The sequence below is a fragment of the Posidoniimonas corsicana genome (assembly GCF_007859765.1).
GTDB classification, from domain to species: domain Bacteria; phylum Planctomycetota; class Planctomycetia; order Pirellulales; family Lacipirellulaceae; genus Posidoniimonas; species Posidoniimonas corsicana.
The window spans coordinates 3,079,156-3,101,952 of the sequence record NZ_SIHJ01000001.1 but is presented as its reverse complement, the minus strand read 5'-3'; the positions used below and the strand labels follow the sequence as shown (position 1 = coordinate 3,101,952).

Annotated in this window: 22 protein-coding genes and 1 riboswitch; of the genes, 13 read left to right on the top strand and 9 right to left on the bottom strand. The window is 66.1% G+C overall.

All coding sequences use genetic code 11. The features are described 5' to 3' along the window. Window position 1: 1 nt before the first annotated feature. Window positions 2-910, bottom strand: a complete 909-nt coding sequence (locus KOR34_RS11940) for a right-handed parallel beta-helix repeat-containing protein (protein WP_146564807.1) — start codon at window positions 908-910, stop codon at window positions 2-4. 501 nt (window positions 911-1,411) lie between these two features. Between KOR34_RS11940 and KOR34_RS11935 the strand changes: the two genes are divergently transcribed. Together KOR34_RS11935 and KOR34_RS11930 are read left to right on the top strand one after the other, a co-directional pair. After that, on the top strand, window positions 1,412-2,053 hold the full coding sequence (locus KOR34_RS11935; protein WP_146564806.1) for a hypothetical protein: 642 nt from the start codon (window positions 1,412-1,414) through the stop codon (window positions 2,051-2,053). 12 nt (window positions 2,054-2,065) lie between these two features. Next, window positions 2,066-2,443, top strand: a complete 378-nt coding sequence (locus KOR34_RS11930) for a hypothetical protein (protein WP_146564805.1) — start codon at window positions 2,066-2,068, stop codon at window positions 2,441-2,443. 220 nt (window positions 2,444-2,663) lie between these two features. Here KOR34_RS11930 and KOR34_RS11925 read toward each other — a convergent pair whose 3' ends face one another. Further along, window positions 2,664-3,683, bottom strand: a complete 1,020-nt coding sequence (locus tag KOR34_RS11925) for a DUF362 domain-containing protein (RefSeq protein WP_146564804.1) — start codon at window positions 3,681-3,683, stop codon at window positions 2,664-2,666. An 11-nt stretch (window positions 3,684-3,694) separates the two neighbouring features. After that, a complete protein-coding gene (locus KOR34_RS11920; protein ID WP_146564803.1) occupies window positions 3,695-4,570 on the bottom strand; it encodes a hypothetical protein in 876 nt (291 codons plus the stop codon). A 273-nt stretch (window positions 4,571-4,843) separates the two neighbouring features. Further along, window positions 4,844-4,928: riboswitch (cyclic di-GMP riboswitch) on the top strand. Window positions 4,929-5,160: 232 nt separating this feature from the next. On the opposite strand from KOR34_RS11920, the gene KOR34_RS11915 reads away from it, so the two are divergent. From KOR34_RS11915 to KOR34_RS11870, 10 genes are all read left to right on the top strand, one after another. After that, entirely contained in the window at window positions 5,161-5,337 is a 177-nt protein-coding gene (locus tag KOR34_RS11915; RefSeq protein ID WP_146564802.1) for a Flp family type IVb pilin, read from the top strand. 284 nt (window positions 5,338-5,621) lie between these two features. Then, a complete protein-coding gene (locus KOR34_RS11910; protein WP_146564801.1) occupies window positions 5,622-6,197 on the top strand; it encodes an A24 family peptidase in 576 nt (191 codons plus the stop codon). Window positions 6,198-6,441: 244 nt separating this feature from the next. Then, window positions 6,442-7,482, top strand: coding sequence for a Flp pilus assembly protein CpaB (cpaB, locus tag KOR34_RS11905; RefSeq protein WP_146564800.1), 1,041 nt, complete (start codon window positions 6,442-6,444; stop codon window positions 7,480-7,482). 153 nt (window positions 7,483-7,635) lie between these two features. Further along, entirely contained in the window at window positions 7,636-9,513 is a 1,878-nt protein-coding gene (locus tag KOR34_RS11900) for a type II and III secretion system protein family protein (RefSeq protein WP_146564799.1), read from the top strand. A 79-nt stretch (window positions 9,514-9,592) separates the two neighbouring features. Continuing rightward, the gene (locus tag KOR34_RS11895) at window positions 9,593-10,828 is read left to right on the top strand and encodes an AAA family ATPase (RefSeq protein WP_146564798.1); all 1,236 of its coding nucleotides are present in this window, start codon (window positions 9,593-9,595) and stop codon (window positions 10,826-10,828) included. 382 nt (window positions 10,829-11,210) lie between these two features. Continuing rightward, the gene (locus tag KOR34_RS11890; protein ID WP_146564797.1) at window positions 11,211-12,536 is read left to right on the top strand and encodes a CpaF family protein; all 1,326 of its coding nucleotides are present in this window, start codon (window positions 11,211-11,213) and stop codon (window positions 12,534-12,536) included. Between the two features lie 99 nt (window positions 12,537-12,635). Further along, window positions 12,636-13,604 (top strand): type II secretion system F family protein, encoded by a 969-nt coding sequence (locus KOR34_RS11885; RefSeq protein WP_146564796.1) that lies wholly within the window; start codon window positions 12,636-12,638, stop codon window positions 13,602-13,604. Window positions 13,605-13,662: 58 nt separating this feature from the next. Next, window positions 13,663-14,625, top strand: coding sequence for a type II secretion system F family protein (locus tag KOR34_RS11880; RefSeq protein WP_146564795.1), 963 nt, complete (start codon window positions 13,663-13,665; stop codon window positions 14,623-14,625). A gap of 205 nt (window positions 14,626-14,830) precedes the next feature. Continuing rightward, window positions 14,831-15,430, top strand: coding sequence for a hypothetical protein (locus tag KOR34_RS11875; protein WP_146564794.1), 600 nt, complete (start codon window positions 14,831-14,833; stop codon window positions 15,428-15,430). Between the two features lie 96 nt (window positions 15,431-15,526). Next, window positions 15,527-16,555, top strand: coding sequence for a tetratricopeptide repeat protein (locus tag KOR34_RS11870; RefSeq protein ID WP_146564793.1), 1,029 nt, complete (start codon window positions 15,527-15,529; stop codon window positions 16,553-16,555). A gap of 7 nt (window positions 16,556-16,562) precedes the next feature. Here KOR34_RS11870 and KOR34_RS11865 read toward each other — a convergent pair whose 3' ends face one another. Beyond that, window positions 16,563-16,925: a hypothetical protein gene (locus KOR34_RS11865; RefSeq protein ID WP_146564792.1), complete on the bottom strand. Its 363-nt coding sequence runs from the start codon at window positions 16,923-16,925 to the stop codon at window positions 16,563-16,565. Between the two features lie 7 nt (window positions 16,926-16,932). Then, the gene (rsmH, locus tag KOR34_RS11860; protein ID WP_146564791.1) at window positions 16,933-17,814 is read right to left on the bottom strand and encodes a 16S rRNA (cytosine(1402)-N(4))-methyltransferase RsmH; all 882 of its coding nucleotides are present in this window, start codon (window positions 17,812-17,814) and stop codon (window positions 16,933-16,935) included. 476 nt (window positions 17,815-18,290) lie between these two features. Between rsmH and queA the strand changes: the two genes are divergently transcribed. Beyond that, entirely contained in the window at window positions 18,291-19,352 is a 1,062-nt protein-coding gene (queA, locus tag KOR34_RS11855; protein ID WP_146564790.1) for a tRNA preQ1(34) S-adenosylmethionine ribosyltransferase-isomerase QueA, read from the top strand. Window positions 19,353-19,658: 306 nt separating this feature from the next. On the opposite strand, the gene KOR34_RS11850 is transcribed toward queA, so the two are convergent. The 4 genes from KOR34_RS11850 to KOR34_RS11835 all read right to left on the bottom strand — a co-directional run bounded on the left by KOR34_RS11850 (window position 19,659) and on the right by KOR34_RS11835 (window position 22,480). Beyond that, entirely contained in the window at window positions 19,659-19,838 is a 180-nt protein-coding gene (locus KOR34_RS11850) for a Flp family type IVb pilin (RefSeq protein ID WP_146564789.1), read from the bottom strand. A gap of 320 nt (window positions 19,839-20,158) precedes the next feature. Beyond that, a complete protein-coding gene (locus KOR34_RS11845) occupies window positions 20,159-20,491 on the bottom strand; it encodes a HesB/IscA family protein (RefSeq protein ID WP_146564788.1) in 333 nt (110 codons plus the stop codon). Window positions 20,492-20,613: 122 nt separating this feature from the next. Beyond that, window positions 20,614-21,816, bottom strand: coding sequence for a cysteine desulfurase family protein (locus tag KOR34_RS11840; RefSeq protein WP_146564787.1), 1,203 nt, complete (start codon window positions 21,814-21,816; stop codon window positions 20,614-20,616). A 25-nt stretch (window positions 21,817-21,841) separates the two neighbouring features. Continuing rightward, window positions 21,842-22,480: a phosphoesterase gene (locus tag KOR34_RS11835; protein ID WP_146564786.1), complete on the bottom strand. Its 639-nt coding sequence runs from the start codon at window positions 22,478-22,480 to the stop codon at window positions 21,842-21,844. Window positions 22,481-22,797 lie beyond the last annotated feature (317 nt).

Here is a 22,797-nt window from a genome sequence, read left to right as displayed (position 1 = left end):
GCTACCGGGCCAGCAGCTTCTCGCCGTCGATGTTCAGCTCGCCGCCCTGCAGGTCGTAGGGCATCGCGTCGTCCGCGTCGTCCAGTTCGCAGCCGTCGAGTGTCAGTTTCCCGAGGCCAGCGACGCGCACCTGGCTGCGGCCGTTGTCGTAGAACCCGGACCCGACCGCCGTCACGCGTGAGACGCCACCAACGCTCAAGCCTGAGCGGCCATTCGCCCGGCACTCCACGCGGCGCAGCACGCAGTCCTTCACCAGTTCGTGGGCGTTGACGCCGTCCTGCTGGAAGCCCTGGATGACGAAGTCTTCGATCACCACGTGCCGGATGTTGTACAGAGTGATGCCCGTCTGCAGCCCGGCGTGCCGCAGCCCGTACTGCTGGGGCAGGCGGTCTTTCTCCACCTTCAGCAGGATGGCGTTCTGGGCGAACGCCCACTCGAGCGGCTGCAGCAGGTCGCCCGCGTCGTGCGCCGAGGCGGTCCGTACCCGCTTGAGCGGGGCGCCGTTGTAGAACAGCTGCTGGAACGTGAGCCGACGCGGGTTCATCGCGAAGACATCGCCCTCGACGTGACGCCACGCGCGGTCGGCCGACATCACCGAGCCGTCCAGCACCGCCCCGTGCCCGGAGAGGGTGAGCGGTCGGTTCTCGAAGCCGTGCAGGTCGCAGCCGAACACCGAGAGCTGCTCGCGGTACGGCTCGCCGGTGTTCGCCACGTTGATGCGGTCACCGGGGCCGGCTAGCTTGAGCGCCCGGCTGATGGTGGCCAGCGGCCCGTCGTCCTCCCTGAGTTCCTGCTTCAGGCCCGACAGCCGGTCGTCGCCGGTTTGATTATTTACAAACAGGTCGCGGCCGGAGCACAGGGCCGGGGCGAGCGTCACAACACAGCAGGTGATCCGCAGCAGCAGAGTCATCGGTCTGGTATCCGTCCCTGGGATTGGCTGGCCGAGGCCCGGGCAGCGGCCGCGCCCGTCCGTGGACGCACCCAGTGATTGCATCGGAAGTTGCGCGGCGTGGCTTCAACCAGAGGCTCGCCAGGCCGTCAGGTCGGGCGCCAGTACGCCGAACGCTAGCGTTGCTGCGCCCGGGCTCCGAGCCAAGAGCCAGTGTGGAGTGCTCCAGGCGAGATGGGGCGAAACACGCGGTTCTCGGTAGAAAACAGCCACCAGACGTGGTCAAATCTAACTGTCGGCATTCACCTGCGGATCAGACGTAGTGCAATCGGTGCCAACGTTGCAGGCTTGGTCGAGAGGAAGCTTGCTCAATGCCGCTTGGACACTCTAAATCTATTGCGGATTGACAGCACGAGTCACCTGACATGGCGATCGTGGCTCGTGAGCCCGAGCCGGTAGGGCCGCGGAAGAAAAACCCCGCTAGGAAACATGAGCCGCGACTCGCAAGCGATAGCACGCGTAGTGCAAAGCGTCCTCCGCGGCGGCAAGGGCCGAGCGCCAACGCCGCTGTTGCTGCTGGCGTGCGTGCTGCTGGCCGGCTACCTCTTCTTCGAACCGAGTCTTGAGCGGTCGTGGGGAGTCGACCTGCCGGGCGTCCATGAGTATGCGGGCGAGAACGCACCGCAGGGAACGCCGCCGGCAGGCCGGACCAGCGGCGCAGAGTCGGCGCCGCGAGCCGGAACGGGTGGCCAGGGTCGCCAGGCTACCTCGGTCGAGTCCCTGATCCGCAGCAACAGCGACACGTACACCTCGCCGGCCGGCCTCCGTTACTCGCGCGGCACGCAGCACGGGCACCACCTGCGGCACCTGATGGCGCATGCCGAGGACGAGCCCAATCGGCCGGGCCAGCACGGAGTGTTCGACAGCAATGATGTGCAGGAGGTCGTGGACCTGGTGGACGAAGCGTACCGCAAGGCGGAACGCGGCGTCGACACCCGCGAGCGGCGCGAGGGCGACCGCACGGTGTACGTGGTCGACATGCGCCGACGCGTCGGTTACGTCGGTGGCCAGAGCGGCGGCCGGCGTGGCCACCCGCCCGCCGATCACATCCAACTGGTGCTGGTGGGCGAGAAACTGATCACCGCCTACCCCTTGATCCCGTAGCGAGGTCGCGGCATGGCTGCAGAGCCAGAGAAGATGTATTACGTGGGCGAGTGCCGCGTCTGCACCACCGGTCCACTCGGCCTCCGTCGGTGCGGCGGCTGTGGGCGGGTAGTGCTGCTGTGCGACGAATGCGACTCGGTCTGGACCGACGCCGACACGGACCAGCCGCCATGCCGGGCGGCCGAGGATGATCTGCCCTGCCCGCACTGCGACGCCAGCCTGATCGAACGGCCTTCACGGTGGGCGACCCGCGACGAGGCGGACGGCTGCGACTGGGTGAGCCGGGCGGTCGAGGAGCAGCGGTTCACGCTGCGTCAGGGCGCGGCGTTCTCGCCACGCCGCAACGAGCTGCCTACCGATGGCGATGACGAATCGCCGGACGACGGCTGACCGCCTAAGAGGCGGTCCCGTTCAAGGCATGTTGCGGTTCCGAGAAGCTCATACTAGTGACGTTTGCGCTCACCCACCTCGGGGCAATCAGCGGTCAGCTATCAGCTCTCGGCCCTCCAAACGCGGGAAGGGCTGATAGCTGACCGCTTGATTCACACGCTGGGTTCGCGCGACCGTCCGCCCAGCCCAGCAAAGTCTTTCATGCGATTCAGGACAGCCTCTAAGACACCAGCTCGCCATCGGGCGTGGCCCGCAGCTTCTGCAGGTGGGCCTCGTCTAGGATGTGGAACGGGCTGCGGACGTCCTGCCAGGCCTCGCCGCGTTGGTCGAGGTAGGCGTCGTCGATCGTGCCGAGGTGGTGGGACGCGAGCCGCAGGTACTCGATCTTAGTCGGGTCGAGCCCCATGATCCGCGCAACCGTGGCGTCGACGGCCGGCAGGTTGGCGCCGACCACCACCAGGCCCATGTGCTTGACGCTGCCGAGGATCGGCCCGTCGCCCTCCATGCAATCGACGCCGTCGACGATGGTCATGGTGCGGGGCAGCGTGGCGTTGATGTCCGCGACCGTTTGGGGGATGCCGTTGTGGTGCAGCACGTTCTTGGGCCAGCCGTACTTGATGCCGGGCATGACGCCGTAGAAGTTCTTCATCCCGCACGTGACCCCGACCCAGTGGTGGGTCTTCATCTTCGGCATCGAGACCACCACGTCGGCTTCCAGCACGGACCGCGGCAAATAAATCCCCTTGAGCCCGCTGTACTTGCCGCGGTTGCGGCGCCAACCGACCTCTTCGTAGTTGAGGTCGGCGAATCGGAGGCCGCCGTCGGACAGCGCCTCGCCGACGCCTGACTCGGCAAGCGCCATCTCGGTGTCGCGGACGTGGCCGGGCGCCTCGCCGACGCTCACCTCGGCGCCCCAGTCGCGGAACACATCGGCCGCGGCGACGATCATCGCCGGGTGGGTGGTCATGTGCGGGATCCGGCGGCTGGGCTCCACCAGGTTCGGCTTAAGCAGCACCCGCTTGCCCTGGAAGGAGTTGGGCTGCACATCGCAGGCCAACAGCCCGTCACGGATCGTCTGAGCCAGCTCGCCCGTGTACGACTGCCCTTTGGCGACGAACACCGGCGAGCGGGACTTGCGGAGCCGCTCAACTGCCGGCATCGCCACCAGCCCGGCCGCGGCCAACCCGCCCAGCCCGAGGAGCGAGCGGCGGTCGATAAAGGTCTTGTCGTGGGGGTTCATATCGGTTGGGTCTAGGAGCTGGCGGACGCGAGCGGCGTGGGGGCGGGCGAGGGTAGGGCGGCGGCGAGCAGCGCCAGCTTGTACAGGCTGGGCCGGTCGGCCGACTGCCGGTCGAAGGCCTCTTCGAGCCAGCTATCGGCCTCGGCTGGTCTGGCGTTCTGCACGGTTAGCCCCAGCACCGCGTAAGCGAGCGACGCGGTGGTTGTCTGGGCGGTCAGGCTGTTAGACAGGTAGTCGATTGCCTGGGGCAGGCGGGCGTCTTCGATGGCTTCGCCGGCCAGCGCCCACAGCACGATGCCAGTTGGCTGCGCGTGGGCCAGCAGCTCCTGGCCCAGCACCATCGTGTTGCCGTAGTTCGCGCCGCCGGAGGGGAGCAGCCTGTCGGTTAGCAGACGCACCCCTTCGCGAACGCGGGGGTGGTCGGCGTAGCCGGCTTGTCGCAGCGCTTTGACGAACATCGCCGTGGGCTCGAGCCAGGAGTGTGTGTCCGCCGCCCACGACCATCCGACCAGCATCGTGTCGTGGCCGATCTGGGGCTTGCGTGGCGCTGTGCGGCCCTTGGCCTCCAGGGCCCAGTCGACGGCGCGTTGGATGTTGTCCTGGTAGGAGTGGGCGCCGTCGGCTTGCTGCGCGGCGAGCCAGGCCAGGATCGACAGGCTGGTGGGCCAGGCGGGGGTGGACTGGTCGGCGGTGACTCCGACGGCGCCATCCCTCTGTTGCGCGTTGGCCAGCCAGTCGGCGGCCCGGCGGGCCGCGCCGGGCCTGCCGGCCGCGGCGAGCGACACGGCCGCCCACGCTATTGGCTCGGTGGCTGGCGGCCCGGCAGGCAGGTAGCCGCCCGGGGTCGCGGCCGCGACGCAGTCTATTAATTGGTCCGTCCACTTCATACTGCGTGAGCCCTGGGGCTTCGGTCGGGGCAGGTTTCCTGCGGAAAGGTAGGCCGAAACGCGGGGGATTCACGCGTGGGAAGATTTTTTGTTCGGTTCGTTTGACTCCTGAAGAAAGTGACATAGGTTTCAAGTGTCAGAGGAAAACGACGCGGACAGCAAGCCGCAAACCGCTGACAAAACCTTTTCCCACCGCTTTTCTGACCTACCTTTCAAACGTGAGCCGGTTTCCGGCGAACGTCCCACCGATCGAGAGCTTGCCAGCGTCTTCGTCCATGAGAAGGGCAAACCGGCCGCGAGGCCGGGACGCAAAGCCAAGGGCCAGCCGCTTACCGCTGCTGGCAGCCTAGCTACCGATGGAAGTTGCAACCTACCGAGAACCGGGTGGTTGTAGTAAGGAAACGCCTCACGCAGGGTGACTACGCAGGACTGTTATTTTTTAGGGCTTTGCCGTCAGCACTTGGCGAGCTCACCGGGGCCAACCGGCCGCGGCGCTGACGGCGGGTTCATCCACCGGGGGCCTTGAAACCCCCGACAAACAAGTAGGGTCTGACTCGAGGGTCGGCCCGCGAATCCGGAGGAAGCTACCCATGAAGAAGTTTGCATCGAAGGTCCAGAAGTTCCTCAAGTCGGAAGATGGCCCCACGGCGGTTGAGTACGCGGTTATGCTCGCGTTGATCGTCATCGTCTGCCTGACGGCCATCCAGTCGATCGGCACCAACGCCGCGACCACGTTTAACAACGTGTCCGCTCAGCTTGGTAGCTAAACGGCTATCGCCCTACTTGTTTGCCCGAGCAAGTTATCCCCCTCGCCCGCGATTGCGGGCGAGGGGTTTTTCTTTGCGCTAGCCGGCGCGCGGCGTAACCGTAACGACCGGCGCGTCCGCCCGATCCGGCAGGGTCGACCGGGCGGGCCGGCCAACCCCGGGTTAACTCCGCCGGATTGGCGAGCCCATGCGATTCCCGTGCTAGGTTTGCGCAGCGGCGGGGCTCTTGGCGCCCGCCACGGGTCACAAAACAACACTCAACGCTGAAGACGGAAATCTGCGCCATGTTTGATGCTTCACAACTCGCCGAGGCGGTGGTCGCCAATTGGCCGGTCTGGTTTGTCACGGTCACGCTGGTGGTCGCTGCTGTCATCGACGGCTTGCAACTGAAGGTGCCGAACTGGATCACGTTCCCGATGATTATCAGCGGATGGGTCTGGAGCGCGACGCTCAGCCCCTTCCCGGGCTGGGAAGGTCTGGTCTACAGCCTGATCGGCACGGCGGTCGGACTGGCCCTGCTGCTGCCGGCCTACGCCATCGGCGGCATGGGCGCCGGCGACGTGAAGCTGATGGCCGGCATCGGCGCCTGGGTCTGGGGCACCGTGACGCTGTACTCCTTCGCGGTCTCGGCCGTGGTGGGCGGCGTGATCGCCGTCGGCATGGTGCTGACCAACAAGCGTTGGGAGAAGCACCACGGCCAGTTCTGGATGATCTGGAATGAGATCCTAACGGTTAAAAGCCCGGAGAAGCTGGCGGAGATCGCCGCCGAGCGGAAGCCGCGGATGATGCTGCTGCCGTACGGCATCCCGATCGCGATCGGCACCATCGCCTACTTCGGTTGGGCCGGGATGCTGGTCTGATCGCGGGCTGTTTCCCGCACAAAGTGAACGTAACCAACGGCTTCGGACGCTCGAAAGCAGGGCGTCCGAAGCCAGTTGCGGGTTGCCCACGGTGGGCTGCCTAAATTAACTGGACCGGCTGCGCCGGTCTTGCCGAAGAAACCGTCGAGGCCCGCTGGCGGCGGACGTAACCGCCGCGCGGTCACCGGGTCTCACGCTCAGACGCCTTGGCGTCGGGCAGCAAAATCGACCGCCGGGGGGTGTCATGCGACCAAAATCTCTCATACTGCTTGCGCTTGCACTGGGCTGCGGCCTCGTTGCGTCCATCGGCATCAGCCAAGTGATGGAGGGCAACAAGTCGCGGGGGCCTTCGGTCGAGACCACCTCGATCTACGTGGCCCTGCACAACATCAACCTGGGCGACCCCATAGACGCAACGATGGTCTCGCTGCAGGAGTGGCCCAAGGACAAGGTTCCGCCCGGTGCCCTGACCTCGCTCGAGGATCTTGAGGGCCGCCGCCCGCGGACCAACATCATCGCCGGCGAGCCGATCCTTGACGCCAAGCTGCTGGCCCAGGGGGAACAGTCTGACCCGCTCAGCTCCGTCCCGCCAAACATGCGGCTGTCGACGATCAGCGTTGACGCCGAGAAGAGCGCCGCCGGGCTGCTGAGCCCCGGCGACCGCGTGGACATCCAGCTATTCGTGCGGGCCGACCCGCGCAACGGCATCCACGAGGCCACCACCAAGATCTTCCTGCAGAACATCCGGGTGTTCGCCATCGAGCAGGCCGTCCAGCGGTCGGCCGACGGCGGCGAGGCCCGCACCATTCCTAAGACCGTCTCGCTGCTGGTCACTCCCGAGCAGGCCAGCAAGATCGACTTCGCCCAGCACATCGGTGAGCTCTCGCTGATCCCCCGCAACCCCAACGACGAGGGGCTCGCGATGGACTCGGCCATCACCTACGAGGAGCTGATCGGCGGCACAGTCGAGAAGAACGACCGTGAGCAGGAGCAGGCCCGCGACGAGGTCGCGAGCGACGACGACGCGGGCGGCAGCTTCCTGGGCGGCATGCTGGACATGATGAAGCGGACCGCCAAGGACCGCCCGCCGTTCGAGATCGAGATCGTGCTCGCCGATGAGGTTTCGGTCGAGTACTTCGACCCGAACACCGGCAAGCCGCTCCGCGACTACAACGAGACCCGGAAGGCGACTGGCCCCAAGGCCACGCCCGCCGCCACCCCGGCGCCGGACAAGGCCGCCGAAGCGACGCTGGATGACTTCCCGATCGACTTCGGCGGGGAGTAGCCGAGAGACCACTGAGACCCGCCGGGCGAGGGAACGCCCGGACCGATCCATTTCTTTGGGGGGAGCCAGCGAGGCCCCGTCGCAGGTAACGCGGCGGGCCAACCTGGCGGCAGCGACGTCCTGCGGGGCGGCGCTACAAAAGGAAGTACAAGGATGTACGACGCAACGCCCGCGACCCGTCTGTGCCCACGCCACACGCTCCTGGCGATCGCCAGCGCGCTGCTAATGTGCAGCGGCGCCTCGGCGCAGTTCGTCCAGCAGGACGCCTCGCTGATACGCAAGATCAGCGGCGCCAGCGACAAGTTGGAGATCACGACCAACAGCAGCCGGATCCTGACCCTCGAGACGCGCATCCCGCGCGTGCAGGTCAACAACCCCGAGCTGCTGTCGGTGACCGCCCTCAGCGCCACCCAGATCCAGGTCTCGGCCAAGAAGGCGGGCGTCACGGCCGTCAACCTGTGGGACGAGGAAGGCAACATCCACACGGTGGACGTCTACATCTACGGTGATGTCCGCGAGCTAGAGCACGCCCTCAAGACGCAGTTCCCCAACTCGTCGGTGCGTGTCTATCGCTACAGCAACTCGCTGGTGCTGGCCGGCTTCATCGACCGGCCAGACTACGTCACTCCGATCGTCGAGATGGCGCAGGACTACTCGCCGAAGATTATCAACAACATGAACGTCGGCGGCGTGCAGCAGATCCTGCTGAAGGTGAAGGTGTTCGAGGTGTCGCGCACCAAACTGCGTCAGCTCGGTGTCGACTGGTCGTACCTCGGCGGCTCCGGCGGCGGCGTGGTCAGCTCGGTGTCCGACATCCTCACGTCGACCGTCGCCGCGGCGGGCCTGGGGATCTCCAAGGGCACCACCGACACCTTCGCCTACGGGATCGTGAACGGCAACAGCCGCTTCGACATGTTCATCGATGCGTTGCAGGAGAACAACGTCGCGAAGATCATGGCGGAGCCGAACGTTGTAGCGGTGAGCGGGCGCCCCGCGAGCTTCAACGAGGGCGGTGAAATCCCCATCCTCGTGCCGCAGAGCCTCGGCACGTCGACCATCGAGTTCAAGCCGTACGGAACGCAGGTCGACTTCCTGCCGATCGTGCTCGGAAACGGCAACATCCGCTTGGAGGTCCGCCCGAGGATCAGCGACCTGGACTACGCCAACGGTCTAATCCTCAACGGCGAGCAGGTGCCGGCATTGAAGGTCCGTTACGTGGACACCGCGGTCGAACTGCGGGCCGGCCAGACCTTTGCGGTGGCGGGCCTCATCCAGCAGCGTACGCAAGGCGTGCAGGTTGGTCTGCCCGTGCTGGCCGACATCCCGTTCTTCGGGGTGCCGTTCCGCACAACCCGCAACGAGACCGAGGAGTTTGAGCTCCTGGTGCTCGTGACACCTGAGTTTGTCGACGCCCTCGACCCGGACCAGGTGCCGCAGTGCTACCCGGGGACCGGCACGATCGTACCGAACAACAAGGAACTGTACTGCGAGGGCCGGATGGAAGTGCCCAACCCGTGCAGCCCGTGCGGCGCCTACCCCTGCGTGCAGAGCCACGGGCACGAGCCCTGCTGCCCGAACGGGCAGGGTGGACTGTTCTCCTGTCCGTGCGGCAATGGCTCGTGCGGCAGCGGCTTCGATGCCCCCGCGGCGGACTACACGTACGGCCAGGGCGGCTACCCCCAGCAGTACGAGCAGCACCAGTACTCTCAGGGCTACGAGCCGATCCCCGTGGAACTGCCGGACCCCACGTCGACCGACGCCCCGGGCGCCCAGCACGGTGAGCTGATGCTTCCGCCCGACGCCGGGGCCTCGCTGCCGACCGATCGGGTCCAGGGCCCGGCGATCGACGGCGCCGGCCGGTCGATGTCGGATCTGAGTCACCGCCCGTCGCAGCACTACACCGCGTCGCGCAGTCCGCAGTACCGGCGCCAGCCCTCCGAGCCGTTCAACCCGCAGGCGTCGCCCGCGGGCGCGGCCCAGCGGGCGGGAAGTGGGGGACTAATTGGGCCGGTTGGCTACGACCTGGAATAAGTGAGCTACCATCCAGTAGCACACTACATACCAGCAGCCACGCGCCCGGCTTTGGCCGGGGTCGACCGGAACGCACCTAATGTCCAACGTTCTTCGCCTCGCAATCGTCGATCCCAACGACGCGACCCGCGAATCGTTGAAGTCCACCCTGATGGGCCTCGAAACCGTCTGGCTCGAGGCGGAGTGCTCGCGGTACGCCTTCTTCCAGGACGTGCTGGAGCAGACCAACCCCGACGTGGGCTTCATCGCCATAGACGGCGATCCTGACGAAGCGGTGCGGCTCGTAGAGCAGCTGACCCAGGCAAAGCCCACTATCTCGCTGCTGGTTTCCAGCAGCTCGACGGACGGCAATCTGATTCTGCGGACGATGCGGGCGGGCGCCAAAGAGTTCCTGCCGCAGCCGATCCGGCCCGAGGACCTTGCCGCCGCCCTGCAGCGGGTGTCGCGGACCAAGTTTGGCGCCACCGGCGGGAAGAATCGAGGCTGCCAGGTGACCGTCGTAGCCGGCGCTACCGGCGGCGTCGGGGCGACCAGTCTGGCGGTGAACCTCGGCTGCCAGTTGGCGTCCGACCCGGACAACAGCGTGGTCCTGCTGGACCTGGACCTGGCGCTCGGCGACGCGGACGTGTTCCTGGACTCGATCCCTGAGTACACGCTCACCGACGTTGCGCAGAACATCACCCGGCTCGACTTCACGCTGCTCAAGCGGTCGCTGACGAAACACTCAACCAACCTCTATCTGCTGCCCCGTCCGGTGCAGTTGGAGGACTCGCAGCTGGTCACCACGGACGACCTGACCCGGGTGATCGGACTGCTGAAGGCGACCTTCACGCACCTGATTATCGATGCCTCAAAGAGCTTCCACGCGCTCGACCTGCTTGCTATGGAGCAGGCGGACGAAGTGCTGATGGTCACGCAGCTCGACCTGCCGTGCCTGCGGAACGTGGTGCGGCTGCTGATGTCATTCGAGCAGATGAACAGCCTCAACGAGAAGATCAAGATCGTCGTGAACCGCGTCGGACAGGGCGGCGCGTCGATCAGCATCAAGAAGGCTCAGGAGACGCTCGGCCGCGATATCTACTGGCAGCTTCCTAATGACTACAAGACGATGATCGAGGTGCGCAACAACGGCGTGCCCCTCATCGAGCAGGCACCCAAGGCCGCCATTACGCAGTCGATCGCGCAGCTCGCTGATGGTCTAACCGGCAAGCAGACTTCGGTCGCACCCGGCGACCTGGCAGGCAAGAGCCGGAGCTGGCTCGGCCTGTGGGGCAAGAACGGCAAGATCGAGGCCCCGCCGCAGCCCGCCGAGTAGCCGGCCAGCGCTCCGCGATGCGGCGCGCCCATGGCTCGTCGTCTCTTGCCTGCTTCTCTCTTGTTGTCGGCAACCCGTTGCGCCCTCGTACTCGCTACCTGCGGTGGCGCTTAGCCCCGACCCCAGCGGCTGTAGCCCCGTGTGGTCTCGGGGCGGATCGCTTCTTCTACGGGATTTCGACGATGGGGGCCGCATTCTCGCGGCCGCTGATCATCGGACGGCGCGTGGCATCCGCCCCATTCGGTGTGCGTAATCGGCGCAACCGGACTCCCGTGTTTCTTTTCTGACTCACCGCTCCTCCTGAGCTATGGTTTGGCAGGAGCCCTCGTTGCGCCGACGCGGGCCCCGGGTCACGCATTCCCCCACGACAACGCAGACAACCATGACCAAGATCGCAACAGGACCGGCTTCGCTCTCCGCCAAAGAGAAGGAAGCCGAGTTCGAAAACATCAAGCGCCGTATCCACACCAAGCTGGTCGACAAGCTCGACCTGTCTCGTGTGGGCGAGCTCGAGGGCGACGTCCTGCGGCGCGAGATCCGCATGGTGGTGGAGCACCTGTGCGACACCGAGGACACGTTCCTCAATCGCAACGAGCGCGACCGGCTTATCGACGAGGTCCTTGACGAGACCTTCGGCCTCGGCCCGCTCGAGCTGCTGCTGAAGGACCCATCGATCAGTGAAATCATGATCAACGGCCCGAAGACGGTGTTCGTTGAAAAGAGCGGCAAGCTGGTCAAGACGCCGGTCGTGTTCCGCGACGACAAGCACTTGATGCAGGTCATCGACCGCATCGTGTCGCGGATCGGTCGCCGCGTCGACGAGGTCTGCCCAATGGTGGACGCCCGTCTGCAGGACGGCTCGCGTGTGAACGCGATCATCCCGCCGCTGGCGCTGGACGGCCCGAGCATGACCATCCGGCGCTTCGGATCCAACCCGCTGAAGCTCGAGGACCTGCTCAACTACAAGTCGATGACGCCCGAGATGGTGATGCTCCTCGAGGGCGCCATGAAGGCAAAGCTCAACATTATCATTTCGGGGGGCACCGGCTCAGGTAAGACCACGCTCCTGAACACGCTCTCGAGCTTCATCTCGAACGAAGACCGCATCGTCACGATCGAGGACGCGGCGGAGCTCCAGCTGCAGCAGGACCACGTCGTCCGGCTCGAAACCCGCCCGCCCAACATCGAGGGGAAGGGGCGCATCAGCGCCACCGACCTGGTGAAGAACTGCCTGCGTATGCGTCCCGACCGCATCATCATCGGCGAGTGCCGTGGCGGCGAGACGCTCGACATGCTCCAGGCGATGAACACCGGCCACGAGGGGTCGCTGACCACCTGCCACGCCAACACGCCGCGGGACGCGATCGCCCGACTCGAGACGATGATCATGATGGCCGGCTTCGAGATGCCGGTCAAAGCGATGCGGACTCAGATCTCTAGCGCCGTGGACCTGATTGTGCAGGCCAACCGCCTGCAGGGCGGCCCTCGTAAGGTGACCCACATCACCGAGATCCTCGGCATGGAGCAGGACACCATTGTGATGCAGGACATCTTCAAGTGGGTCCAGGACGGCGTCGACGCAAATGGCCGCGCAATCGGGCACTTCATCTCGACCGGCATCCGGCCCTCATTCATGGACCGCCTTGAGCAGGCCGGCGTAAAGCTGCCTGCCAGCACGTTCCGCGAGCGGGTCATGATGCGCGACTGATCCAGATAGTTGATTTCGGACTGCGGATTTGCGGATCCCGTGGTGCGAAGCTCGAACGAACAGCAATCCGCAAACCTGAATCCGCAGCTCGAAATCATCATGACTCCTTGGATCATCTACGCGAGCGTCTTTGGCGGAGTGGCCCTGATGGTCACCGCCGTCGCCGCCCTTCTGCGCGGCGACAAGGACGCCGAAATGGAGGACCGGCTCAGCGTCCTGACCGGGCAGAAGTCGGGCGGCAAGGCGTCTGCCGACGCGAACGTCGCCGGCGACATGATGCGGGTCTCGGTTGAGGGCGCCGGCCTCCTTGAGAAGTCGATCGTCAAGTACCTCAACCTGAAGATGATGTTCGAGCAGGCGGACGTCTCGTTCACGGTCAGCAAGTTCCTGATGGTCTGCGTGGTGAGCGGCACCGTGGGCTTCGTGCTGCCGACCCTGGGGGGCATGCCCGTCAAGTTTGCCCCCATCGTGTCGGCGATCTTCCTCTTCATGCCTTTCCTATGGCTGATGATGAAGCGGAAGAGCCGGCTGAAGAAGTTTGCCGCCCAGCTGCCCGAGGCGCTGGAGCTCATCGCCCGGGCGTTGCGGGCAGGTCACAGCCTGGGGGCGGGCATGAACCTGGTTGCGCAGGAGATGTCCCCGCCGATTTCGAAGGAGTTTGGCCGGGCGTTCGAGGAGCAGAACCTCGGCATGCCGATGGAGGAGACGCTCGACAACCTCGCCACCCGGGTACCCAACCTCGACCTCAAGTTCTTCGTCACCGCGGTCATCCTACAGCGTCAGACCGGTGGTGACCTGGCGGAGATCCTCGACAAGATCGGTCGCCTAATCCGCGAGCGGTTCAAGATCTGGGGCCAGGTGCAGGCGCTCACAGGCGAGGGGCGGCTGTCCGGCATCGTGCTGCTGGCCCTGCCGCCGGCCCTGTTTGCGGCGGTGTACCAGATGAACCCCGACTACCTGATGCTGCTGTTCACCGACGACCTCGGCAAGAAGATGCTGGTGGGCGGCGTCGTGATGCAGCTCCTCGGCGCCATCGTCATCCGCAAGATCATCAACATCCGCGTCTGACCCTCCCTCCCCGCGACGCGACTGCCCGCCAACCGACAAGACAACCCCGGCCAACGCCATGCTTCTACTCGCCGTCATCAGCACCACGCTCCTGACCAAGCTCGCTATCTTCGGCGCCGTCGCCGCGGGCATGTGGGGGCTGTTCGAATTCTTCGGCAACGGGGGCAACGCCCGCACGGCGGAACGGCTGGCGGAGCTGAGCGACCCTCGCACCCGCAACAGCGACAACAAACGCGACTCGTCGATGTCGAAGCTGCTGCAGTCCGCTTCGCCCAAGCTGGCGGCGCCGTTGCAGCCCAAGACCGACGAGGAGGCCGGCAAGCTCAAGACGCGGCTGCAGCACGCTGGCTTCCGCGGGGAGACCGCCACCAGCGTGTTCCTCGGCATGAAGTTCCTGTGCCTGGTGGTCGGCTTCGTGCTGACCGGCGGGTCGATGGCGGTGCTCAAGGGGCTGACGCAAGAGGCCGGCATGATCACCATCGCGGTGTCGGGCCTGATGTTCTACCTGCCGGACGTCGTGGTCTACTTCATCAAGAAGAGCCGCCAGGACCAGATATTCTATGGGCTCCCCGACGCGCTTGACCTGATGGTCGTTTGTGTTGAGGCCGGCCTTGGCCTCGACCAGGCGATGCGCAAGGTGAGCGAGGAGATGGCCAAGTCGTACCCGGTGCTGGCCGAGGAGTTCGGCCTTTGCAACCTTCACCTCCAGATGGGCCGCGCCCGCAACGACGTTCTCCACGACCTCGGTCAGCGGACCGGCGTCGACGATCTCAAGGCCCTCTCAGCGATTCTCATCCAGGCCGACAAGTTCGGCTCGAGCGTCGCCCAGGCGCTGCGGGTGCAGAGTGACTCGATGCGGACCAGGCGGAGCCAGATGGCCGAGGAGAAGGCGGCCAAGACCGCTGTGAAGCTCATCTTCCCGCTGGTTATCTTCATTTTCCCGGCGATCTTCGTGGTGCTTGTTGGCCCGGCCGCGATCACCATGATCAACGAGATGTTCCCCGCGATGCAGGCGAAGTAGGCGCCCCGGAGGGCGTAAGCTAGCACTGCATCCGGGCGTGAGGCTGGGCAAGCCTTGAGGGTCGCAGGGGTCTGTCTAGAAGTTCCGCAGCGTTGGCTTCGAGCGGGTCGATACCCACGTAGCAGACGGGTGCCCTGCCGCCCCTGCAGACGTACGCCGCCGCAGGCGGTCCGTCGACCCTAGACTCAACCCAGGAACGAGAGCCATGGCTCGGATTCTTTGCCTCCGCTCGGCCGCACTGGCCGCCTGCGTCACGATCACGGCTCCCGCCAACGCCTTTTGGTGGGGGGACAACTGCGCCGGATGCGCTGAGGCATGCGGCTCCCGCCCGACGCCGGCCCAAACCGCGGTCGATCACGTGCACTCGCTCTACTGCATCAACCGGCAGTGGCCGTCGCCGTACGTGTGCCCCGACCGGGTGAACGCCCACGCCCCGTTCAACACGATGGTCAGCAACGGCTGGCGTCGTCAGAACCTGATGGGCAGCCACCACTTCAAGCAGGACTCGACCGAGCTGACCCAGGCCGGCGAGCTGAAGGTGCAGTGGATCATGAACCAGGCGCCCCCCGCGTACCGGAGGATGTTCGTCGAGCGGTCGGTCGACCCGCAGGTCACCAGCACGCGGATCGAGACCGTCACGAAGTATGCCGAGCGGATCGCCATGAACGGCGTTGTGCCGCAGGTCCGCGATACGACCATCGTGTCCGAGGGGCGTCCGGCAGGGACCGTCGACTTTGTGAACACGCAGTTCCGTGAGAACATGCGGGTCCCGATGCTGCCGGCCGGTGCCTTTGAAAACGAGTAGTAGAGTCCGCGTTGGGGGCGGCGGAAAGGATTCCGCGGCCGCGGTGCGTAAACGTCATCAGCCGGCGAACAGGCCGGAGAGCAGGGAGGCTCAGTCGTGCCCGTAAAGAATATCGCGACCGCGGTCATCATTGCACTCGCTGGGCAGTCTTGCTTGGCGGCGCCAGGCATGATGCCGAACACCGCACCGGCTCAGCAGTCGGGCCCAGGGTTCTGGAAGAAGCTGTGGCGTGGGGATGATGCCCAGGCGGCCCCCACGCAGCCCGTCGCGGTTGGTGAAGAGAAACGCTGGTGGTCGCCGGTAACCAACAACCCGTTGGCGAACGCGATCAGCGGCGGGGGACGACGGCAAGAGACGCAGGCCGGCCAAACAGCCGCGACGCCCGCTTACTCCAGCGGAGACTCCCTCACGATCAAGGGATGGGTGGTCAAGGCCCAACTCGCCGAGGCGCAGCAGGACTACGCCGGCGCGCGGCGCTGCTTCAGCGAGGCGCTCACGCTAGCGCCCAACGACGCCGCCACGCTGCGAGAGGTCGGTCACTTTGAGGACCGCCGAGAGCAGCTCGCGCTCGCCGAGCAGATGTACCGACGGGCCCTGGACGTGACCCCGCGTGATCCCGCGCTGCTCAACGACCTGGCCTTGTGCTGCGCCCGGCAAGGCAAGCTGGACGAGTCCGCCGGCATGCTGAGCACCGCGATCTCGCTCCGACCCGAGAAGGTGCTGTACCGCAACAACATCGCCAAGGTGCTGATCGAACTCGGCCAGCCCGAGGCCGCATCGGTCCACTTGACCGCCGCCCACCCTGCCGGGGTCGCCCAGTACAACCTTGGACAGCTGCTGGTGGCGAAGGGCAACACCGCCGCAGCCGCCAACTGCTTCCGCGAGGCGGTCCGGCTGGATCCAAGCCTGACTGCGGCCGCCGAGGCGCTGCAGTCTGTGGCGCCCGGGGGTAGCCTCCAGGTGGCCGCCGCGCCTCAATCCGTGCAGCGGGACCCGGCGCCGGCGTCGTCGTCGTCGTGGCGGACGCAAGAGCCCATTTCAGCCCAGTCGGTAGAGGGCGCCGGCGCCCCAACGCCGATTTCCGCAGAGGACTTCCCGCGCCTGTTGCCGCCGGTCCGGGAGTAGCGACCCGCTACCGCCATCCGGGCGTTGCGTTGACAGCCGTGTCAACGCGCGGCGCCGACGGTGAGTCGGGGGAGAAGATTAGGTTGAAGCCAGGCACGTCGCCCTCGGCGTCGTCGTCGCGTCCCATGGAACGCAGCACGGTCGGACGCTCCTGCGGCTGTGGGCTCTCGCTTACTAGTGGCTCCGGGTTCTCTTCCCTTTGAGGACGATCGGACACCCGGCCGAAGTACTCAACCACGATCAGTCCGACCAGCAGCGACGCGATCGTTGCACCGCTCAGCGCCCAACCGACCATGCGGGCGGTAATAACGTGCTGCTGGGTGGCTGGCGCCGCCGCGTCGGGTTGGTTCGGTTGAGGCTCGGTGTTCATCGGTTGGTCATTGGTCGGAGCCAACCCGCTCCGCCACGCGTAGCCGCGAGCTGCGCGAGCGGGGATTGCTGGCTAATTCTTCGTCTCCGGGTCGGACGGCGTTCTTGGTGATGATCCGCAGCCGATCGTCGCCTCGGAACGCCTGCTTGACCCGGCGGTCCTCTAGCGAGTGGAAGCTGATCACCGCGAACCGGCCTCCGGGCGCCAGGCAATCCGGCAATCTGCGGAGGGCGTCGTCCACCCATTTCAGTTCGTTGTTCACCGCGATCCGCAACGCCTGAAACGTGCGGGTCGCGGGATTGATCCTCTTCTCGTACTGCCGCCCAACCGCCCGACGGATGACATCCGAGAGCCGGCGCGAGGTCTCAATCGGCTCGCGTCGACGCTCCTCCACAATCTTCCTGGCGATGCGTCGGCTCAGCTTTTCTTCTCCGTAGTTGTAGATCAGGTCGGCCAGGTGTTCGGCACTCAGACGGTTCAGCAGTCGGTACGCGGGCTCGCCGCGGGAAACGTCAAACCTCAGGTCGAGTGTGCCCTCGCAATCAAAGCTGAATCCCCGGTGTTCGTCACCAAGCTGGTCGCTCGAGAGGCCCAGGTCCAGCAGGATCCCGTTCACCTTCTCGACCCCTAGCCCCGCGAGGACCTCCGGCAGGTCGGCGTAATTGGCGTGGTGCGCCTCGACCGGCAGCCCGGCGAGTCGCTCGCCGGTGCTTGCGGCGGCCGCCGCATCGCGGTCGAGCCCAATCACCCGCCCTGTCTCACCAACCCGCTCGGCCAGCAGCGCTGCGTGCCCCCCTCCGCCTAGCGTGCCGTCGACAATCGTGTCGCCCGGCATAGGCGAGAGCAGGTCGACGACCTCGGCGGGCAAAACGGGGATGTGGACAGTCATCGCAATGGAACTAGCAGGAGGAGTCTATTAGAGGTTCTCGGCCGACGCCGCAAGGCGTGATGATCGCCTCGGGCCTGCTAGCAGGGCAAGGGGAGGCCGCCGAGAGCAGACTGCGGCCGTTGAAGAGTGGCCACGCGGACGGGGCGAAAGTGGCCAAATCGCCCCGACCGCGGCGGGCCGTCAGGCAGAGCCGGCGGGACTTGCGCTCCCGCCCGTCTGCCTCCTCCACAGAATAAAATCCCTTGCGGCCCGGTCAACACCGCTGGCTGACAGCAGCTCTGCTCGCCTGTTCAGCGACAGCAGCCGCCGACCACTAGAATCCCCGAGCCCGAACCGCGCTTCCCGCTTGGCGACTTTTTTGGACATTTTTGATCGCCCCCTGGGCTGGGGGACGAGTCGCGGGAGGCGGCCCGATGCGATACGATGCTGATCCGCCGATTGGCGCCGCCTACCTACCCTCTCTGCCCGCCTGCAGGATGCCTGAAGACCCGCTGCTGTTTGATTTTGACCTGCCGCGTGAGCTGATCGCCCAGCAGCCGCTGCGGAACAGAGCCGATGCCCGATTGATGGTTGTGGACCGGCGCCGGCAGGCCGTTTCTCACCACCACGTCCGCGACCTGCCTGACCTGCTAGCGGCGGGCGACCGCCTGGTGCTGAACAACACCCGGGTGGTCCCCGCCCAGCTGACCGGCCGCCGGGCGGCGACCGGCGGCCGGTGGCAGGGGCTGTACCTGAACTCGACCGACGAGGGGCACTGGCGCATCGTCTGCAAGACGCGGGGCCGGCTAGAGGAAGGGGAGTCGGTCGTCCTGGAGGACCGTGAGGGCCGTCCCAGCAGCAAGCTGTGGCTGCTCCAGCGCCTGGAGGCGGGGCAGTGGCTTGCCCACCTACAGCCCGAGGAGCCCGCTGAGGAGGCCCTGGGCCGCCTGGGGCGGGTGCCGCTGCCGCACTACATCCGCGGCGGCAAGATGGTCGACGAGGACATCACCCGCTACCAGACCGTGTTCGCCAAGCGTCCCGGCGCCGTGGCGGCGCCCACCGCCGGCCTGCACTTTACCAAGGAGCTGCTCAAGTCGATCTCCCGCCGGGGAGTCGAGTTTTCGGCCCTCACGCTCCATGTCGGGCTGGGCACGTTTCGACCGATCTCAGGCGGTTCGATCGAGGAGCACCAGATGCACTCGGAGTGGTGCGAACTGACCCCGACCGCAGCCGCAGAGATCAACGCCACGCGGGCGGCCGGAGGCCGGCTGGTGGCCGTCGGCACCACAAGTGTCCGGACGCTGGAGTCCGCCGCGGCTCACTCGCCAGACGGGGGGCCGCTGGAGCCGTGGAGCGGGGAGACCGACCTCTTTATCCGCCCGCCGTACGAGTTCCGTGCGGTCGACGCCCTGCTGACCAACTTCCACTTCCCCTCCACCACGCTGCTGGTGCTGGTCCAGACGTTCGGCGGGCCGGAGCTGATCCGTGCGGCGTACCTCGAGGCGATTGCCGAGAAGTACCGCTTCTACAGCTACGGCGACGCCATGCTGATTATCTGAAGCCAATAAAAAAGCGGCTCTCTCGACCAAGGATTGGGGCAGGTAACCCCTGGTGTGAAAGAGCCGCTATGCACGTTGGCGCCGCGGTGGCCCGATTGGGCCAGGTAGGGCAGCCGAGTGTTGAATTTCTAAATTTCCTATCGACATGCGAAGCCGGCATCATGACGCAATGCCATGGAGCCGCGGCAATCGGCGGGATTTCGCAGCCGCCTGACGTAAACTCGCACCCGAATCGCCGCGGGGGCCGGCGTTCACGATACGCCGGGTAGCCGCGTAGCACGGTCGCCCGCCGAGGACCGCGGCAGACTAAGAGCCGAGCACACTGTTCAGGTGCGCGGCCGAGTCGTCGAAGCTGTCGGCGGTGGCGTTTGCCATCCCTTGGACGGCGCCCAGGCACGCGATGACGATCATCGCCAGCATCACCGCATACTCAACCGCGGTGGGACCGTCTTCGCTCTTCAGGAATGTGAGAATGGCTTTACGCATGAGATTGGCACGGGTTAGAGGATTGTCCGCTCCTCACGGTTTCCTACGTGAGGCTTAGCAGCCAGCAGCGTTTGCGGTTGTGCCCGATCCCCGCAGACGCCAGAGGGGAGCCTCCCCTCCAACTGAAACCTAGCTTCGATTCTCATTCCCGGGGGCGCCAAATAATCGCGGCGGCGGCGGCGTTGAAGATTTGCCGAGCGGTCGTAACGGTTGTGTTGAGCAGGACAGGATACGAAAAAAGGCCGGCGGGGATTCCCGCCGGCCTGCTGTGCTGGTGTCCGTTAAGACCCACACGACGCTAGGCGATGGCTTGGCGTCGGCTAGGCCTGGAACGAGCTGCCGCAGCCGCAAGACTTCACCGCGTTCGGGTTCTCGAACGTGAAGCCGCGCTTCTCGATGCCGTCGTAGAAGTCCACGGTGGTGCCGTCCAGGTACAGGGCGCTCTTCTTGTCCACCACAACGCTCACGCCGTGGCAGTCAAACTTGCTGTCGACCTCTTCGTCGAACTTGTCGTCGAAGCCCAGCGCGTAGCTGAAGCCGCTGCAGCCACCGCCGGTGACGCCGACACGCAGCACGTGGCCTTCGTCCAGCTTCTGCTGCTCTACAATCCGCTGCACCTCTTGGGCGGCGCGTTCGGTGAGGGTGACTCCCATAATCTCTATTCTCCTCAACGTAAGTTTGGGCCGGCCGGATCGACCCCGGTGGCCGGCGGCAACTGATTCCCTAGATTATACCACGCCGGGCGCCCCGGGAAGAGCGGCCCCACGCGGCGTTCTTAACCCATGCCACCCAGTTCCGCCGCTGCTCTGGACACCTCTGCGGCTGCGTACCGCACGTCCTCGGCGGTGTTGAACCGCCCCAGCCCGAACCGCAGGCTGCTGCGGGCCTGGTCCTCGCTCAGCCCAATCGCCTGCAGCACGTGGCTCGGCGACGGATCCGTGGACGAGCAGGCCGCCCCGCTGCTCACCGCCAGCCCCTCGAGCCGCATCAGCAGCGCCTCGCCGTCGAGGCCCGGGAACCACACGTTGAGGTTCCCCGGCAGCCTGGCGGCGTGGCCGGCGTCGTCCTGCAGGTGCAGGCTTGGGCCGCACAGCTCAGCGGGGGCCGCTTCTGCCTGGAGCCGCCGCCACAGCTCGTCGCGAAGTGCGGCTAGCCGTGCCATTTCTTCCGCCAGGCCGGCCACGGCAATCTCTACCGCCTTGGCCATGCCAACGATGCCCGGCGTGTTTAGCGTGCCGGCGCGGCGGCCCTGCTGCTGACCCCCCCCGATGATCTGCGCGTCGAGCCGGGCGGCCGGCCGGTCGGCCGCCGAGCGGCTACGCACGTACAGGGCGCCGATTCCCTTCGGCCCGTACACCTTGTGGGCTGTGAAGCTCATCAGGTCGACGCCCAACCGACCGACGTCAACCGGTATCCGCCCGACCGCCTGGGTCGCGTCGCAATGCAGCAGCGTCCCCCGCTCGTGGCAGGCCTGGGCGATCCGGGCGATGGGCTGCACTACGCCGATCTCGTTGTTGGCCAGCATCACGCTCGCCAGGCAGGTCTGGTCGGTGAGCTCGGCCGCCAGCTCTTCGGGGTCGACCTGTCCGGACGTTTCGCAGCCGTGCTGCGCGACCGGCAGCAGTGTTACCTGGTAGCCCGACTTCTCTAGCCGCCGCAGCGGGCCGAGCACGGCCGCGTGCTCGGTCTGGACGCTGACCAGGTGGTCGCCCCGGCGGCGGCGGCGGGTCGCAACCCCGCTGATCGCCAGGTTGTTGCTCTCCGTGGTGCCGCTGGTGAAGACGATCTCTTCAGGCTGGGCGCCGATCGCCTGGGCGATCACCCCCCGCGAACGCTCGACCGCCTCGCGGGCGTGCTCGCCGAACTCGTGCCCGACGCTCCCGGGGTTGCCGTACTCCTCGGTGAAGCAGGGCAGCATCGCCTCGACCACGCGCGGGTCGACCCGCGTCGTGGCGTGGTTGTCCATGTAGACACGCATAGGCGGCTGCCCCGGTCCCGTGCCGCTACCGGGCGTCAACTAACGCCCGCACGGCGATCTGGGACCATGTTTCGTAGTTGTCGAGCTGCTTGGCGATCTCGTCCAGCGGCAGGAACGACGCGTCCTGGATGTCTTCCTCCCGCGGCGCCACCGCCGGGCTCTCCATGTCGAACACGTGCACCACGCCCAGGTGGACGCGGCCGACGTCGGTCTCGTCGTCGTTGATCATCCCGACGCACGACTCCTCGCTCGCGGCGTCGATCGACACCTCCTCGTCCAGCTCCCGCATCAGGCCCGCACGGTACACGGCGGCCGAGTCGGCGGCCTGCGCGTCGCCCTGGTGGTCTAGGGTCGAGATGTGCCCGCCCACGCCCACGCTCCGCTTGGCCTTCAGCCGGGCCTCGCCGCCGGACTGGCCGCGCTGGTAGCTGAACACCCGCACCACGCCGGCCTCATCGGTGTATCGGAACAGGCAGTACGGGATGAGCTGCTTGAACGACGGGTCGGACTCCATCTGTCCGCGGGGCCGGTAGCTGATCTGGCCGCTCTCGAGGATCGGCTTCAGGTAGCGGTCGACCTCGGGCGAGAACCCTTGGAAGTGGCCCAGCGAGTGGAACAGCTCGGTGGGGATGACCAGAACCTGCTCTTCGGCAACCAGCGGCATCATTGTCCTCCTGACGTGGCGGGATTTCAGAAGCCGTGAGTCTAACGCGCCGGCGCCCCCACGCTAATGGGCCGCCAGGCCGGGTCCGCTGTCCGACTTTTGTCCCGAACTAGCAACACGGTTTTTAGGGACAAAAGTAGCTCTGTAGAAATCTTATCGTTGCTAGCTAAACTGTAGGTAGTGTTGTTTCCGTACGGTGTGGGTGCGAACGACGAAGTCTCCCATCGCGTTGCTGCTTGCCGCCCACGAGCTGGGTCGTCGGACGGTGCGTCGTTACTGGCATCACCGTGCCCCGAAGAAGTTCACGCTCCCTCAGC